This window comes from Streptomyces xanthii, assembly GCF_014621695.1.
In the GTDB taxonomy this organism is placed as follows: domain Bacteria; phylum Actinomycetota; class Actinomycetes; order Streptomycetales; family Streptomycetaceae; genus Streptomyces; species Streptomyces xanthii.
Map to the genome: position 1 here is coordinate 7,542,245 of NZ_CP061281.1, position 14,519 is coordinate 7,556,763.

At 71.2% G+C, this 14,519-nt stretch carries 14 protein-coding genes and 1 pseudogene; 9 read left to right on the forward strand and 6 right to left on the reverse strand.

Annotated elements, in window-relative coordinates; translation table 11 throughout:
• Positions 1-16: 16 nt before the first annotated feature.
• Positions 17-826, reverse strand: coding sequence for an NAD(P)-dependent oxidoreductase (locus IAG42_RS34240; protein ID WP_188340840.1), 810 nt, complete (start codon positions 824-826; stop codon positions 17-19).
• 58 nt (positions 827-884) lie between these two features.
• On the opposite strand from IAG42_RS34240, the gene IAG42_RS34245 reads away from it, so the two are divergent.
• From IAG42_RS34245 to IAG42_RS34255, 3 genes are all read left to right on the forward strand, one after another.
• Entirely contained in the window at positions 885-1,790 is a 906-nt protein-coding gene (locus tag IAG42_RS34245) for a LysR family transcriptional regulator (RefSeq protein ID WP_223206287.1), read from the forward strand.
• Between the two features lie 66 nt (positions 1,791-1,856).
• On the forward strand, positions 1,857-2,057 hold the full coding sequence (locus IAG42_RS34250) for a type II toxin-antitoxin system VapB family antitoxin (protein ID WP_188340842.1): 201 nt from the start codon (positions 1,857-1,859) through the stop codon (positions 2,055-2,057).
• A gap of 40 nt (positions 2,058-2,097) precedes the next feature.
• Positions 2,098-2,610 carry an AAA family ATPase gene (locus IAG42_RS34255; protein ID WP_262928323.1) on the forward strand — a complete coding sequence of 171 codons (513 nt, stop codon included), beginning with the start codon at positions 2,098-2,100 and terminating at the stop codon, positions 2,608-2,610.
• Between the two features lie 24 nt (positions 2,611-2,634).
• Here the strand turns inward: IAG42_RS34255 and IAG42_RS38175 are convergent.
• The 4 genes and pseudogenes from IAG42_RS38175 to IAG42_RS34270 all read right to left on the reverse strand — a co-directional run.
• A pseudogene (locus IAG42_RS38175) lies at positions 2,635-2,784 on the reverse strand (nuclear transport factor 2 family protein); the annotation flags it as partial.
• A gap of 105 nt (positions 2,785-2,889) precedes the next feature.
• Positions 2,890-3,735: a hypothetical protein gene (locus IAG42_RS34260; RefSeq protein ID WP_188341750.1), complete on the reverse strand. Its 846-nt coding sequence runs from the start codon at positions 3,733-3,735 to the stop codon at positions 2,890-2,892.
• Positions 3,736-3,792: 57 nt separating this feature from the next.
• Positions 3,793-4,959 carry a GDSL-type esterase/lipase family protein gene (locus tag IAG42_RS34265; RefSeq protein WP_188340844.1) on the reverse strand — a complete coding sequence of 389 codons (1,167 nt, stop codon included), beginning with the start codon at positions 4,957-4,959 and terminating at the stop codon, positions 3,793-3,795.
• Positions 4,960-5,017: 58 nt separating this feature from the next.
• Positions 5,018-5,605: a TetR/AcrR family transcriptional regulator gene (locus IAG42_RS34270; RefSeq protein WP_188340845.1), complete on the reverse strand. Its 588-nt coding sequence runs from the start codon at positions 5,603-5,605 to the stop codon at positions 5,018-5,020.
• A gap of 120 nt (positions 5,606-5,725) precedes the next feature.
• Between IAG42_RS34270 and IAG42_RS34275 the strand changes: the two genes are divergently transcribed.
• The 6 genes from IAG42_RS34275 (at position 5,726) to IAG42_RS34300 (ending at position 13,575) form a co-directional block, all read left to right on the forward strand.
• Positions 5,726-6,688 (forward strand): hypothetical protein, encoded by a 963-nt coding sequence (locus IAG42_RS34275; RefSeq protein ID WP_188340846.1) that lies wholly within the window; start codon positions 5,726-5,728, stop codon positions 6,686-6,688.
• A gap of 8 nt (positions 6,689-6,696) precedes the next feature.
• The gene (locus IAG42_RS34280; RefSeq protein WP_188340847.1) at positions 6,697-8,091 is read left to right on the forward strand and encodes an amidase; all 1,395 of its coding nucleotides are present in this window, start codon (positions 6,697-6,699) and stop codon (positions 8,089-8,091) included.
• Between the two features lie 207 nt (positions 8,092-8,298).
• Positions 8,299-9,867: an ABC transporter substrate-binding protein gene (locus IAG42_RS34285; RefSeq protein ID WP_188340848.1), complete on the forward strand. Its 1,569-nt coding sequence runs from the start codon at positions 8,299-8,301 to the stop codon at positions 9,865-9,867.
• A gap of 104 nt (positions 9,868-9,971) precedes the next feature.
• Complete coding sequence (locus IAG42_RS34290) at positions 9,972-10,976, forward strand: ABC transporter permease (RefSeq protein WP_188340849.1); 1,005 nt, start codon at positions 9,972-9,974, stop codon at positions 10,974-10,976.
• The gene (locus IAG42_RS34295) at positions 10,973-12,811 is read left to right on the forward strand and encodes a dipeptide/oligopeptide/nickel ABC transporter permease/ATP-binding protein (protein ID WP_223206288.1); all 1,839 of its coding nucleotides are present in this window, start codon (positions 10,973-10,975) and stop codon (positions 12,809-12,811) included. Before IAG42_RS34290 ends, IAG42_RS34295 begins: the two co-directional genes overlap by 4 nt.
• Positions 12,808-13,575, forward strand: a complete 768-nt coding sequence (locus IAG42_RS34300; RefSeq protein ID WP_188340850.1) for an ABC transporter ATP-binding protein — start codon at positions 12,808-12,810, stop codon at positions 13,573-13,575. The genes IAG42_RS34295 and IAG42_RS34300 overlap by 4 nt, the downstream gene beginning before the upstream one ends.
• Before the next feature lie 40 nt (positions 13,576-13,615).
• On the opposite strand, the gene IAG42_RS34305 is transcribed toward IAG42_RS34300, so the two are convergent.
• On the reverse strand, positions 13,616-14,515 hold the full coding sequence (locus tag IAG42_RS34305; protein ID WP_188340851.1) for a geranyl diphosphate 2-C-methyltransferase: 900 nt from the start codon (positions 14,513-14,515) through the stop codon (positions 13,616-13,618).
• Positions 14,516-14,519: the final 4 nt, after the last annotated feature.

The following is a 14,519-nucleotide window of genomic DNA, read 5'->3' on the forward strand; positions in this document are numbered from 1 at the left end:
CGTTGCGGGCCCTCCCTCAGCGGGCGACCGCGGCCAGGTCCTCGGTGAGGAGGGACGGGTCGGCGAGCAGGGTGTGGTGGACCGTTTCCAGGAGGGGGAGTGCGGTGGTCGTCGTGGCCAGGGCCACGTCCTTGGCGGCGAGAGCCACGGGGAAGTGGGAGCCGGTGGCGAGGACCCGGCCGACCGCACCGCCGAGGGGGCCCGCGCCGAGGGTCCGCAGCGCCAGGTCGCGGGGCAGGCCGAGCGCTTCGGCGAGGGTGAGGCTCTCGGCGACGAGGGCGACGCCCGCGACCGCCGCGCTGATGAGGACCAGTTTGAGGGCGGCGCCGTCGCCGGGGCCGCCGCACGGGGTGACCGTGCCCAGCAGGGCGAGGACGTGCGCGACCGGTGCGGTGTCTCCGCCCGCGAGAATGAGCAGTTCGCCGGTGGCGGCCCGGTCGACGCTCCCCATGACGGGAGCGTCGATGAGGGTCACGCCCTCGGGGAGCCGCTCTGCGAGTTCCCGGCCGGCGTCCGGGCCGATGGTCGAGGTGTCGATCCAGTGCATGCCCGGACGCAGGGCGGGGACCATCTCGTCGGCGACCGCTCGGGCGGCGTCCGGGTCGGCCAGCATGGTGATCACGACGTCGGCGTCCCGGACGGCCTCGGCGGGGTTCCCGGCTAGGACGGCACCGGCCTCGACGAGCGGCGCGGCTTTGGAGGCGGTGCGATTCCAGACGGTGAGCGGGTGCCCGGCATCGAGGAGGCGGCGGGCCATGGGCAGGCCCATGGAGCCGAGGCCGAGAAAGGCGATCCTGCGCGGGGCGATGGTGGTGTCGGTGTCCATGGCGTCGACGCTAGATCCGGCTTACCCATGCGACAAGCGACTGTCTAGCATGGCCCTCATGCTGGTCACGCATGGTTTGTACGAGGCCTTCCTCGCCGTAGCCCGCACCGGGTCCTTCACCTCCGCCGCCCAGTCGCTCGGCTACACCCAGTCCGCGATCTCCCGCCAGGTGCGGTCGCTCGAGGAGGACTGGGGTGCCGAACTGTTCGAGCGGCTGCCGCGCGGGGTGCGGCTCACCGAAGCGGGCCGTGTGCTGCTGCCGCACGCCGAGGCGGTACGCGACCGGCTCGCCGCCGCACGCGCCGAACTGACCGCGCTGCGCACGCTGGACGGCGGACTGCTGCGGCTCGGGGCGTTCTCCAGTGCGGCCGCCGCGCTCGTCCCGCGAGCCCAGGCGGCGTTCCGGAAGCGGCATCCGGGGGTGACGGTGACCCGGGTGGAAGGCCCGTCGGTGAAACACCTGGGGCTGGTCGCCGCAGGGGAGGAGGACCTGGCGGTCGTCAGCCCGGCGACGGACACCGCCCCGCCGACCGGGGTGATGCTCCATCACCTCCTGGACGAGCCGATGCTGGTGGCCCTGGAACTCGGCCATCCGTACGCGGGACGACGGAACGTCCGCCTGGCCGACCTGGCCGGGGAGGAATGGATCGTCGGCAACGAGCGGCTGGAGGACACCCTCTTCCGCCCCGCGGTCGCGGCCGGCCTGCGCCCGCGCACCGGGCTGCTCGCGCACGACTGGATCGCCAAGCTGGGCGCGGTCGCGGCGGGTCTCGGCGTGACGCTCGTCCCGGCGCTCGCGGCGGCGTCCGTGCGACCGGACGTCGCACTCGTCACGATCCACCCGGACGACGTGCCCTACCGGCGGATCTGCGCGGCCGCACCCGGGGCGCCGACAGCGGCGGCCACGGCATTCCTGGCCCTGCTCCGGGAGACAGCCGACGAACTCCGGGCCGAGCTTCCCTGATTTCACCTGTGGTGTGCGCCGTCGACCCGGCTAGAGTGCGGGCAGGTGACGCGATCAGGGGGCACGGTGACCAAGGTCAATATCAGTCTCGACGCCGAACTCGTGGTGGAAGTCATGGTCCTGGCGGGGATCGGCTCACCTCAGGACGCGATCGAGGCGATCGTGCGGGACTACATCGCCCGTGGCCACCGCACGGAGGCCCGCACCGAACTCAAGGACCAGTCTCTGCGCGAGGTCGACGTCAAACCGCAAGAGCCCCAGGGCTGAACTCCCTGACGTGGTAGGCACCGAGGAAACACGCCTGGTCGTGCTCCGTGGCAACAGCGCCTCGGGGAAGTCGTCCGTCGCCGCCGGCCTGCGCGAGAGGTTCGGCCGCAACCTCGCGATCGTAGGACAGGACAACCTCCGCCGGACCGTTCTGCGCGAGCGCGACCGGCCCGGCGGAGCGAACATCGGCCTCATCGATCTCACGGCCCGCTATGCCCTGGACAGCGGCTTCCACGTCGTCGTCGAGGGCATCCTGTACGCCGACCGCTACGGGCAGATGCTGCAGGACCTGGTCCGGGCCCACCGTGGTGTCACTCGCTGCTACTACCTTCACGTCCCCTTCGAGGAGACGGTGGCGCGGCACGCGACGAAGGCCGACGCCGAGTACCTGAAGCACGTGACGGAAGCCCATCTGCGCGACTGGTACCGCGAGAAGGACCTCCTGCCCGACGCACTGGAGACCGTCATCGACGCCGCGAGTGGCCTGGACGACACGGTGCACCGGATCCTGTCCGACACCGGGTTGGACCAGGTGCCGCCGATCGACCGCTGACACGGCGACCGGGGTCTTCCCTGATCACCGTCGGCCTCGGTCCGTCGGTGTCGGCACGGCGCAGGCGTCGGCGATGGCCTTCGTGTCCCAGTAGAAAGGACGGACCTCCGTGATCCGCCCGTCCTCGACCGTGATCGCCTGCAGGACGGGAAAGCTGAGTTCGCGGTGCTCGGCGCAGTTCGACGTCCTGCGCGAAGGAGGGCGCGAGCAGATCGAACGAGGCCGTACCGCAGTCCTCCCATCCTGAGTCACCCCTTGGTGCCAGGCGACCAGTCGTGGTCACACCTGTGCCGGCGGCGATCCGGCTGTGCGGGCCGAGCGGGGGCGGGCGCGTAGTTCGGGCAGACGGGCGCACTCCTGCGCTCCGGCCAGGCTCTCGTCCAGAGTCAGCAGGGAGAGGAGCCGCACCGGCCGCCCGGCGGAGGCAGCCGCCTCCAGTTTGTGGTGGCCGTCGAGGAGGAAGTGGGTCAGGCCCCAGTGCGCGGAGTAGTCGTCGCCCAGGTCGACGGCGGGCCGGCACACGTCCAGGGTCGAGATCGCCACCGCCGTGGGAACCGTGCCCGCCTCCATGGATGTCGCGTACTCCTCGACGCGGTGCCTCTCGTTCCACGTCGGGGGAACCATCGGCACGACGAACTCGTACAGGTGGGCGACGGCGTCGACCGCGGTCTCGAAGGTCCGGTAGTAGGGCGTGTGCGGGTACTCGGGCAGACCCCAGAACTGATCGATTCCCCACGTCGCGACCTGCTCCCCGCTGAAGTAGTCACCGTCCTTGCCCGGGACGACCAGCCGGGGCTCCACGCTCAGGAGCAGCGGGAGGTACTCGCCCTCCGGCAGCAGCGCGCCGAACGCGTCGAGCACACCGCTGTCGCCCGGGTCGTCCAGTGCGCCGGTGAGCCGTTCCTGCATGCTCTCCAGAGACAACTTCTCGCGCGCGGCCTCCAGCCGGCGGAACAGCAGCGGGCACGTGCCGCAGTAGAAGCTGAGCTCGAAGGCGGGCTCGTCGTCGACCATGAGCAGACGTCGCCGCGGCCCACCGCCGAGCTCCTGCAGTTCCGTCCCGAAGTCCAGCCGCGCCTCGGAGGCGACCACACCGAGCCTGCGGGGCTCGCCCGCTCTGATCATCACGCAGCGACCGTACGGGAGGCCGTGGGTGAACCGCGACTCCTGCGAGGCCGACGTTCACGGGGAACCGGTGCGGCTGCTCGCTTGCCGCAGTGACCCGTTCTCGCCGAACGCCAGTGGGAGGAAGCGTTCGGCCATGCGGCGATAGCCGGCCGGGTTGGGGTGCAGACCGTCGGGGAGGTCGGGGGTGTCGGCCGGGCCGAACAGGGTTGTGCCGTGCAGGAGGTGGAGCGCGGTGTCGCCCGCCCGGCGCCGGAGGGCGACCCCCTGTTCCAGGAGGTGGCGGATGCGGCGCAGGGTGAGGGAGCCCGTGGCGAGGTGCTCAGGGCGTTCGGCGGCGTGGAAGAGGTGGTCGGGGCCGAACGGGGTGGGGCCGGGGCGGTCTTCGACGGCCGGGCAGATGAGCGGGGTGATCACGAGGATCGGGGTGTCGGGGTAGCCCTCGCGCAGGGTGTCGAGGAAGCCGTGGAAGGCGGAGAGGAACGCGCGTTCACGCATGCTGTCGAGGTTGACGACGTTGATGCCGAGTTCCAGGCTGATCGCCGCGGCGGGCAGGTCCCGTATGGCGCGCGCCATGAACTGATCGAGGTGGCAGTGCCCGCCAAGGCCCAGATTCGTGAGGGACAGACCGGCGGCGCGGGCCACGATCGCCGGCCAGGCGCCCGTCGGCCGGTCCGCTTCGGAGCACTGGCTGACGGAACTGCCGTGATGCACCCACAGCGGGCCCGCCGCCGGTGCGGGCCGCAGTGAGGCACCGGCGGGGACGCGTACGTCGAGCAGCCGCAGCGCCGAGGAGACGGGCAGCCACACCTCGACCCGGCGTTCGACTCCGGGCTCGCCCAGATCGAGCCGCAGGGTCACGGGGCCGGCCGGATGGGTCCGCGTGGCGCGGGTGCGCAGGTCGATCACCAGGACCGTCTCCCGCGTGGTGCGCACGGCCTCCCGCAGGGCCCCGTCGACGACGACGTCCACGGCGGTGCCGGGTGAGGACGTGCCCTGCACGACGAGATGAGTCAGGTCGACGTCGAGCTCCAGGACCGCCGCGTCGGTGAGCGCCTCGATGCGCACACCCGACGGCACCGTACTCATGAAGTCCAGTGTGGGATCCGCCAGTTGGGCGCGGGCGGCGGCCGGGACCCGGTGGAAGGCCACGCCCGTGCCGTCGGCCGCGGCCTCGACGGCGCCGGTCGCACACTCCAGTGCCAGGTTCAGAACCGAACGCATCCCGTACCCCGCCCCTTTCTGGCGCCTGCCCCGTCGACGCCCCCGCACCGCTGTCCGTTCAACGCTTCAGCCCCGAGAGGACCAGCTCGGCGAGCTCGGCGCCGATCTCCGCCGGTGACTTGCTTCCCCCGGGCCGGTACCACGTGTGCATCGAGTTGGTGAAGCCGAAGACCGACCAGGACACCACTTCCGGGGACGCGGGCGTGGCGAACGACCCGGCCTGCTGCCCCTCCCGCACGATGGCGCGAAATCGCTCCTGGTAGTGCCGCCACTGCTCCTCCAGTGCCTGCCAGTGCGGGGAGTCGGACCGCCCGCCCTTGGCGAAGACGGCCGACTCCTTGGCGCCGGCCGCCGTGAGGACCACCAGGTCCACGACGACCTCCCGCAGGGTCCGCTCCGGGTCGTGCCCTTGGGCCAGGATCCGTTCCAGGGACTCCAGTTCACGGCCGAAGACCCTGCCGTAGATCTCGAAGAGGATCTCGTCCTTCGACGCGAAGTAGTGGTACAGCGCGCCCTTGGTCACGCCCGCCTTGGACACGATCTCCTGGACGCCGGTCGCGTCGAATCCCTTGGCGGCGAACAGATCAAGGGCCACGTCGAGAATGCGTCTGCGCACCTCGGGGTCGGAAACCTTCGGCCTGCCCATCGCTCTCCTCCGGCTGGTGACTCAGGGGCGGTACGTGCGAAGCACAGCACATCCCGGCCACGGAATTTTGTCAATGCCGACCGGTTGGTATTGAAACGGATGCGTGCTAGAAATTCGGCCATGTTCACGACGCCGCTCGAGATCACGGGCCCGCTCCGGACCCCGCGCAACCTGCTGCTCGACCAGACCTACGGGGATCACGCGGGCATCCACGACCCCGCCACCGCACAGCGGTTGGGCGTCGCGGGAGCGGCGGTCGAGGGGCCCACACACTTCAGCCAGTACGACCCTCTGGCGGCCCGGATGTGGGGCGAGCGGTGGTTCTCCTCCGGTTGTCTCAGCGCCCACTTCGAGGCCATCTGCCTCGACGGCGAGCGGACTCGGGCGACCGCCGCCTTCACCGGAGACCGGGCCCTGATCCACACCACGAAGGAGGACGGGACGCGCGTCCTGTCCGGCACCGCGACCCTCGGCGACGAACCGACCGCCCTGGACGAGAGGCTGGCCGAGCTGCGCCCCCTGCACCGGCCCGTGATCTTCGAAGGGTGGAAGCCGGGCCGCAGGGGCGCGCGGCCCGAACACGTCCGGATGGGCCCCGACACCCACATGGGAGACCTCTATCCGTTCACGCTGAACCGCAAGCTGGAGACGATCACCGAGACCAGCTCCTGGTACAGCGGCCCGGACAACCCCTGGGGCCGGCCGATCGTGCCGCTGGAGATGATCAGCGTGCTAGCGATGTCCACCTGGGCCGAGTCCGGCCTGGTCAAGGCCGAGCCCACCGTCGGGCTCTTCCTCGACCTCCAGATCAAGCTCCTCGCCGGCCCCGTGTTCGTGGACGCGCCCTACGTGCTGGAGCGCGAGGTGGTGGCGCTGGGGGAGACCCGCAGAACCGAGACGGCGTGGGTGCGGACCACCGTCACCTGTGAGTCGACCGGGTCCACCGTCGCCGAAGTCCTCCTCCACCAGGGCGTGTTCAAGGAGTCCTACCCGGACTACCCGGACGACTCGGGCTCCCCGGGCTCGCCGGGTTCTGCGGACCACCCGGACGTCCCGGGTGACATACCGGACGGGGCCTTCTGATGCACCGAATGAGCGCCTTGCAGCAGGCCGCCGCGATCCGGGCCGGTGAGCTGAGCCCCGTGGAGCTGGTCGAGCACTACCTGGGCCGGATCGAACGCCTCGACCAGCGGGTCGGCGCGTTCTCGTACGTGGCGGCCGACCAGGCTCGGGCAGCGGCCCGAGTCGCGGAGAAGCGGCTGACCGGGCGGAGCGGCGCGGCGGAGCTGCCACCCCTGTTCGGCGTTCCCACCGCCGTCAAGGACCTCACCGCCACCAGCGACATGCCGACCACCTTCGGCTCGGCCGCCTTCAAGGGGTTCACACCGCCCGTCGAGGCGCACGTCGTCCGGCTGCTGCGCGAGGCGGGCACCATCAGCCTGGGCAAGCTGAACGCCGCCGAGTTCGGTTTGTCTCCCTACACCGACACCTACGCGGGATCCTCGCGCACCCCCTGGGACCTCACCCGCACCGCCGGCGGATCCAGCGGCGGGTCCGGCGCGGCCGTCGCCGCCGACCTGGTGCCCTTCGCCCACGGCAACGACGCGGGCGGATCCGTCCGCATCCCGGCGAGCGTGTGCGGGGTCTTCGGCTTCAAGCCGTCCCGGGGCCGGATCAGCAACGGCCCCCTCGCGCCGGACCCGGTCATCCAGCTGTGCCAGGGCCCGCTGACGCGCACGGTCGCCGACGCGGCGGCCCTGCTCGACGCGATGGCGGGACCTCAGCCCGGCGACCTGTTCTGGGCGCCGCCGCTGCCCGACGGCGACAGCTTCCTCGAGCGGTCCGCACGGGAGCCCGCACCGCTGCGCATCGGCCGGTTCCTCCACCCCGGCAGCGACGAGCTCCACGTCCACCCGGACGTCGTCGCCGCCTACGAGCAGGCCACCGAGCTCCTGGTCGCCCTCGGGCACGAGGTCGAGGACATCGATCCGCCGTTCGGGCCCGCGATGGTCGAGGAGTTCCAGGACGTGTGGTCCGTACGCTCCCTGCGCGTGCCGGTCACGGAAGAGGACCTGCTGCTACCGCTCACCCGGTACTGGCGGGAGCGGGGCCGGACCGTCAGCTCCGAGCGGTTCCTCGGCGCTCTGCAGGACATCCAGCTGCGCGCCACCCGGGCGATGGCCGACGCGCACCGGTTCGACGCGGTCCTGAGTCCGACCCTGGCGCTGCCTCCGCAACGCCCGGAGTGGTTCAAGGAACTCGGGCCGGCGACCGACCTGAAGCGGCAATTCATGGCTTCGCCGTACGCCGCAGCGCAGAACGTGACCGGTCAGCCGTCGGCGAGTCTGCCGTTGCACTGGTCCGCCCAGGGGCTACCGATCGGCGTCATGCTCACCGGCCGCCTGGGGGAGGACGCGGAACTCCTCGCCCTGTGCGCCCAGTTGGAGGCGGCCAAGCCCTGGGCCGGACGCAGACCCCCTCTCTGAACCACGCCTCGATCGATCCCGAAAGCACGGAAGCGCCGAAGCGCCCAAGCGCCGAAGAGCCCAGGCACCGCATGACCGCTTCACCCCATTACCACTTCACTGCATCACCGCATCACCGCCTTGTCGCAGCACCGCAATACCGACAGCACGTACCCGCACACCCCGTGGTCGCGCACCCGCGCAGGCGCACTATCCAGGAGGCACCCCATGGCACGTGTTCCACTCACCCTCGGCGTCTGCGCCCTCGCACTCGGCCTCGCCGCGACGGGCTGCACCACATCGGGCGACGAAACCGGCGGCAAGGACGGCGGCAAGAAGGTCAAGGTCTCCATCGCCACGTCCTCCGACCCGACCAGCCTGGACCCCCAACTGGGGACCGTCGCCGCCGACTTCGTCTTCGCCCGCATGCTCGACGACCAGCTGGTCCGCCGCGACGACAAGGGAAAGATCATTCCCGGCCTCGCCTCCCGGTGGAAGGCCGACGCGAAGTCGGCCGAGTTCACGCTCCGCCCGGACGCCAAGTACACCGACGGCACCAAGGTCACCGCGTCCGGCGTAGCGAAGGTCCTGACCCGGTTCGCCGACCCGGCGACCAAGTCGACCGCCGCGAGCCAGGTCTTCGGCCCCGGCGCCAAGGTCACCGCCACCGGCGACGACGCGACCGGCACCGTGTCCGTGAAACTCGACAAGCCCTGGTCCGACCTGCTCTACGGCCTGGCCCTGCCCCAGGCCGGCATCGTCTGCCCGGCCGCTCTCGACAAGCCGGAGCTGCTCAAGTCCGGCAAGAAGGGTGCGGGCACCGGCGCGTACTACATCGAGTCCGCCGAGCCCGGAGCCCGTTACACACTGAGTGCGGTCAAGGGATACACGGGCTGGGCGACGTACAAGAACATGCCCGAGGGCACGGTCCCGGACGTCGTGGAGATGCCCGTCATCCAGTCCGAGGCCACGATGGCGAACAACCTCGCCGCCGGCACCCTCGACTACGCGGCTTTCACCGGCCCGGATGTCGCGAGGTTCGTGAAGAACGACAAGTTCACGATCACGCCCGCGCCCATCGTCCGGATGATGGTCGTGTTCAACGAGCGCAAGGGCCACCCGGGTGCCGACGCGAAGGTCCGCGAGGCAGTGGCCCAGACCCTCGACCGCAAGGCCTTCAACCGGGCCGTCACGCGCGGCAGCGGAACTCTGATGAGCAGCATCACCGACGCGAGTGTGCCGTGCGCCAACAAGGACGAGTCCCTGCTCGCGAAGCCGGACCCGGCCGCCGCCAAGGATGTGCTCAAGGGCATGAAGATCAAGCTCGTCGGCACCAACGCCGTCGCGTCCGGCTCCGGCAACGAGTACGTCCAGGCCGTGCTCAAGGCCGCGGGCGCCGAGGTGTCCCTGCGCAACGCCGACAGCGCCACCTGGGGCAACGACGTCATCAGCAACAAGGGCGACTGGGACATCACCGTCCTGCCCAACCTCAACCTCACCAATCTGCTGACCACCCCGGCCAGCCTCTTCGCCGGCCCCGGCCCGGCCGACGGGGGCCGCAACTTCCCCGGCACCCACAACAAGGACTTCGAGCAGGGCTTCGGCGCGGCGATGGCCACCACCGACCAATCGGCCAAGTGCGCCGCCTGGGACAAGGCGCAGAAGGCGCTGCTCACCGGCTTCGACGTGGTGCCGATGGCGACCGTGAACCTCAACTACACCACCGCCGCCCGCATCTCCATCGCCGCCCCCGACGGCCTGCTCGCCCCGGAGACCGTGCGCGTCGTCGCCCCGTGACCCCCAAGCCGTAGCCCCCCAGGCCGCAGCACCCAGGCCGTAGCACCCGCCCCGGCCGGGGCCCCGCCGCCCCGGCCGGTTCTCCGCCCCAAGTGAGGAGAGTCGTGGAGACTCCCACCGCATCCCCGAAAGCGGCCACGCCGAAGCCCGCCGGCTCCCCGTGGCCGCGGTTCCTGCTCGGCCGTCTCGTCGGCCTCGCGGGTGTGCTCGTCACGCTGGTCGTCGGCACGTTCCTCATCGTCCAGCTCATCCCGGGCGACCCCGCCCAGGTCATGGCCGGACCCGACGCCGGCCCGGCCCGGATCGAACAGATCCGGCACGCGCAAGGGCTGGACCAGCCGCTGCTCACCCAGTTCCTGCACTACGCGAGCGGCCTGCTGCACGGCGATCTCGGCACGTCCTTCTCCAGCGGGCTGCCGGTCTCCGGCCTCATCACCGACCGGCTTCCCTTCACCGCCGAGATCGCCCTGCTCGCGGTCGTGATCGCCCTCGCCGTCAGCATCCCCCTGGGCATGGCCGTCGCCGTGGCCTGCCGGGGCGACCGCCGCAGGACCCTGGACACCGCGTTCACCTCGGTGACCTCGATCCTGGGCTCCGTCCCCGAGTTCGTGCTCGCCACCCTGCTCATCATGCTCTTCGCGATCAAGCTCAAGATGCTGCCGCCGTCCGGCGCCGCCACCCTCGACGCGATGATCCTGCCGGTCCTCGCCCTTACCATCGCGCCCATCTGCACCCTGGCGCGCGTCGTCCGCCGCGAGACCGCGACCGTCCTGGCCATGGAGTACATGCGCACCGCCCGCGGCCGCCGCCTCAGCGCGCTGCGGCTCTACGCACGCCATGCCCTGCCCAACCTGATGACCAGCACCCTCACGCTCGGCGGCCTGATCCTCACCGGGCTGCTCGGCGGCGCGGTCATCGTCGAGTTCGTCTTCGCCTGGCCCGGCCTCGGCACCGGCGTGCTCGACGCCCTCGTCAAACGCGACTACCCGGTGATCCAAGGGGTCGTCCTCGTGCTCGGTGTCCTGGCCACCCTCCTCAACCTCCTCGTGGACGTCGTCCTCGGCCTCCTCGACCCCCGCAGCCTCCGCGGAAAGGCGGGCGACGCATGATGAAGAAGCTGCGCAGGTCACCTGTGCTGACCCTAGGCCTCGCCGGACTCGCCCTCTTCGTGGTCCTCGCCGCCGTCGCCCCCGCGGTCTGGGGCGACCGCGCCGGCACCCTCACCGACCAGACCCATCTGCCGGCCTCCGCCGCGCACTGGTTCGGCACCGACGCGCTCGGCCGGGACATCTTCGCGCGCACCATGGTCGCCACCCGGCTCACCCTGCTCATGTGCCTGGCGACCACCGCCATCGCCGCGGTGGGCGGCATCGGCTTCGGCGCGGCCATCTGGGTGGCCGGCCCGCGCGTACGGACACTCGGGCAGCGCCTCATCGACGTACTGATCTCCTATCCCAGTGTCATCTTCGCCCTCGCCCTGGTCGCGATCCTCGGCCCCGGCGCCGGCACCTCCGTCGTCGCGATCGGCCTGGCCACCTGCCCCGCGTTCGCCCGCCTCACCACCAACCTCGCCGCGTCCATCGCGGGACGGGACTTCGTCTCCACCGCACGGCTGCTGGGCGTGTCCCCGGCCCGGCTGCTGCGCCGCCACATCCTGCCGAACATCGCCGAGCCGCTGCTCGTGCTCCTCGCCGTCGCCTTCACCGTCTCCCTGAAGGCACTGTCGGGGCTGTCGTTCCTCGGGGTCGGCGTGCAGGCGCCGGACTACGACTGGGGATCGGTGCTCAACAAGGGCCTCGAAGGCATCTACCTCAACCCGTGGCCCGCGCTCGGTCCCTCCCTCGTCATCATTCTCGCGGGACTCGCCGGCGGACTGACCGGCGACGGACTGGCCGCCGCGATCAACCCGTCGGCCGGCCGCAAGCGCGGCTACCGCGCCACGATCGAGGCGGTCACCAGCGCACCGCCACCCAGTGACGCACTCGCCGTGGCCGACCACCTCAGCGTCGTCCTGCCGGACGGCACCCGTCTCGTCGACGACATCTCGTTCACCGTCGAGCCGGGCGAAGTCCTCGGCCTGGTCGGCGAGTCGGGCTCCGGCAAGAGCCTGACCGCGATGGCCCTGGCCCGCCTCCTGCCCGACGACCTCACCGCGGTGGCCGGCACCCTCAGGGTCGGCGACCTCGACCTCACCGGCCGGCCACCGGCCGCACGCCTCGCCACCGAGATCGGCATCGTCCACCAGGACCCGTCGGCCTCGTTCAACCCCACGCTCAGACTCGGCGGACAACTCACCGAAGCCCTGCGCGTCCACGGCCGCACACCCCGAAGGGCCGCCGCCCGACAGGCAGCCGAACGACTCGCCGCGGCCCGCGTGACACTCCCCGAACAACGGCTCAAGCAGTACGCCCACGAACTGTCCGGCGGCATGCGCCAGCGCGCCATGATCGCCTCGGCGCTGCTCACCTCGCCGAAACTCCTCATCGCCGACGAGCCCACCACCGCGCTCGACGTCACCGTGCAGGCTGAGGTCCTCGGCCTGCTCCGCGAGGCCAACGAGAACGACGGCACGACCATCCTGCTGATCTCCCACGACGTCGGCGTCATCTCCGCCGTCTGCGACCGGGTCCTCGTCATGTATGCGGGCCGCATCGTCGAGGCCCTGCCCATCGAGCGGCTCCGCGCCGGCGACGCCGACCACCCCTACACCCAGGCACTGCTCGCCGCCACGCCCACCCTCCACTCCGCCGTAGACGAACCCCTCGCATCCCTGCCAGGCCGGCCCCCGCATCCCGCCGACCGCCCCACCGGCTGCGCCTTCGCCCCGCGCTGCCCCCGCGCCCGCCGGCAATGCAGCGACGAAGAGCCCCTTCTGACACCCACCGGCACCACCGGGGCGGCCGCCTGTCACGCACTCACCTGGGACAAGGAGCAGGTCGGATGACCGAGCCACTACTGCGGATCCAGGACCTGGACGTCACGTTCGGACGCCACCGCGTGCTCCGGCAGGTCGGCCTCACCGTGCCCGCGGGCCGGACCGTCGGCCTCGTCGGCGAGTCAGGCTCCGGGAAGTCGACCCTCGCGAAAGCCGTCGTCGGTCTCGTCAGGCCCGCCGCCGGCCGCATCCTGCTGGACGGCGTGGACCTCACCCACGCCCGGCGCACCGCCGCCGAACGCCGCCGCGTCCAGCTGATCCCGCAGGACCCGTACGCCTCCCTGAACCCGCGGATGACCGTCGGCGAGACCCTCGCCGAAGCCCTCGACCCGCGCCGCGCCGACAGGAAGAAGCACCGGGCGGAGATCGAGGCGCTCCTCAACCGCGTGGCCCTGGACGGCGAGGCCGCCGCACGCCACCCCCGGGCGTTCTCCGGCGGACAGCGTCAACGCATCGCCATAGCAAGGGCGTTGGCGGTCCGGCCGGCCCTGATCGTCGCGGACGAGATCACCTCCGCACTGGACACCTCCGTCCAGGCCGAAGTGCTCGGCGTCCTGCGCGAACTGCGCGCCGAACTCGACCTGACGATGCTGTTCATCTCCCACGACCTGGCCGTGGTCCGGCACGTCTGCGACGAAGTGGCCGTGCTGCGCCACGGAACCCTGGTCGAAGCGGCGCCCCGCGACACCCTGTTCACGAACCCGCGGCACGCGTACACGAGACGGCTGCTCGACAGCGTCCCGAGCACAGGGGAAAGGCGCCCGGCAGGCTGAATGCCTGCTCGGGCGCCGGTCCTGGACTCCTGGCCGCGGGTCAGACCCGGTCGGCGGCGATCAGGACGTACTGGAAGGAGCCGTCCTTGTAGGAGTTGATGAACGCGTCCTCGATCCCCGTGACGAGCGAGGACGTCGCGCGCAGCTCCCAGTAGGGGAGCGTGGCGGGAGTGAGGTCGATGACGGCCTGGGGCACCAGGCGGTTGTCGGCCATGGCCCGCAGGTACTCGCGGCGCGAGTGGATGTTGCACTCGAAGTGCGCGTTGATCTGGGAGACCCACTTCGAGGGCTGACCGTACCGCGGGTTCCAGCAGCCGGTGATGGTGACGTAGCGGCCGCCGACCTCGAGGACGCGGGAGTGCTCCGCGAAGAGGTCCTGCAGGTCGACGTACATGCTCGACTCGTTGTTCCACGAGGCCGCGGCCTGCCCGGTCTCGAAGGGCATGTCGAGCATGTTGCAGACCTGGGCGCGGACGTGGTCCTGGATGCTCAGCTCCTGGGCGCGCCGGTTGGCGAAGTCGGCCTGCTTGGCCGACAGGGTGACGCCCTCGACCTTGCAGCCGAAGCGCTGGTGCGCCATGACCATCGAACCGCCGCGCCCGCAGCCGGCGTCCACGAGGGTGTCGTCGCGCCCGATGCCGCCGAGGTTCTCCAGGAGGACGTCGGTCTGCGCGGACTCCAGCCGGTGCAGCTCGGCGATCAGCTTCTTCTCGCTCTCGCTGTCCTCGGGGTCGCCGAGCGCGGAGTGGTCGACGTCGCCGATGCCGTAGTGGTGGTGGTAGAGACCGTCGACGTCGCCGAGGCGCAGGTTCACGGGCCGGGCCTCCCCGTCCCAGTAGCGGGCGATGTCGCCCTGGTAGGGGGTCGCCGGGCCGGGGATGGACACGGAGGCGGGGGCGGTGAGCTCGGTGCTGGTCGTGCTGGTCACAGATGAGTCCATTCTT

Excerpts from the sequence above, each read along its gene's own strand:
- IAG42_RS34240 (WP_188340840.1), bottom strand. The coding sequence starts at position 826 with ATGGACACCGACACCACCATCGCCCCGCGCAGGATCGCCTTTCTCGGC.
- IAG42_RS34245 (WP_223206287.1), top strand. The coding sequence starts at position 885 with ATGCTGGTCACGCATGGTTTGTACGAGGCCTTCCTCGCCGTAGCCCGC.
- IAG42_RS34260 (WP_188341750.1), bottom strand. The coding sequence starts at position 3,735 with ATGATCAGAGCGGGCGAGCCCCGCAGGCTCGGTGTGGTCGCCTCCGAG.
- IAG42_RS34265 (WP_188340844.1), bottom strand. The coding sequence starts at position 4,959 with ATGCGTTCGGTTCTGAACCTGGCACTGGAGTGTGCGACCGGCGCCGTC.
- IAG42_RS34270 (WP_188340845.1), bottom strand. The coding sequence starts at position 5,605 with ATGGGCAGGCCGAAGGTTTCCGACCCCGAGGTGCGCAGACGCATTCTC.
- IAG42_RS34275 (WP_188340846.1), top strand. The coding sequence starts at position 5,726 with ATGTTCACGACGCCGCTCGAGATCACGGGCCCGCTCCGGACCCCGCGC.
- IAG42_RS34280 (WP_188340847.1), top strand. The coding sequence starts at position 6,697 with ATGAGCGCCTTGCAGCAGGCCGCCGCGATCCGGGCCGGTGAGCTGAGC.
- IAG42_RS34285 (WP_188340848.1), top strand. The coding sequence starts at position 8,299 with ATGGCACGTGTTCCACTCACCCTCGGCGTCTGCGCCCTCGCACTCGGC.
- IAG42_RS34295 (WP_223206288.1), top strand. The coding sequence starts at position 10,973 with ATGATGAAGAAGCTGCGCAGGTCACCTGTGCTGACCCTAGGCCTCGCC.
- IAG42_RS34300 (WP_188340850.1), top strand. The coding sequence starts at position 12,808 with ATGACCGAGCCACTACTGCGGATCCAGGACCTGGACGTCACGTTCGGA.
- IAG42_RS34305 (WP_188340851.1), bottom strand. The coding sequence starts at position 14,515 with ATGGACTCATCTGTGACCAGCACGACCAGCACCGAGCTCACCGCCCCC.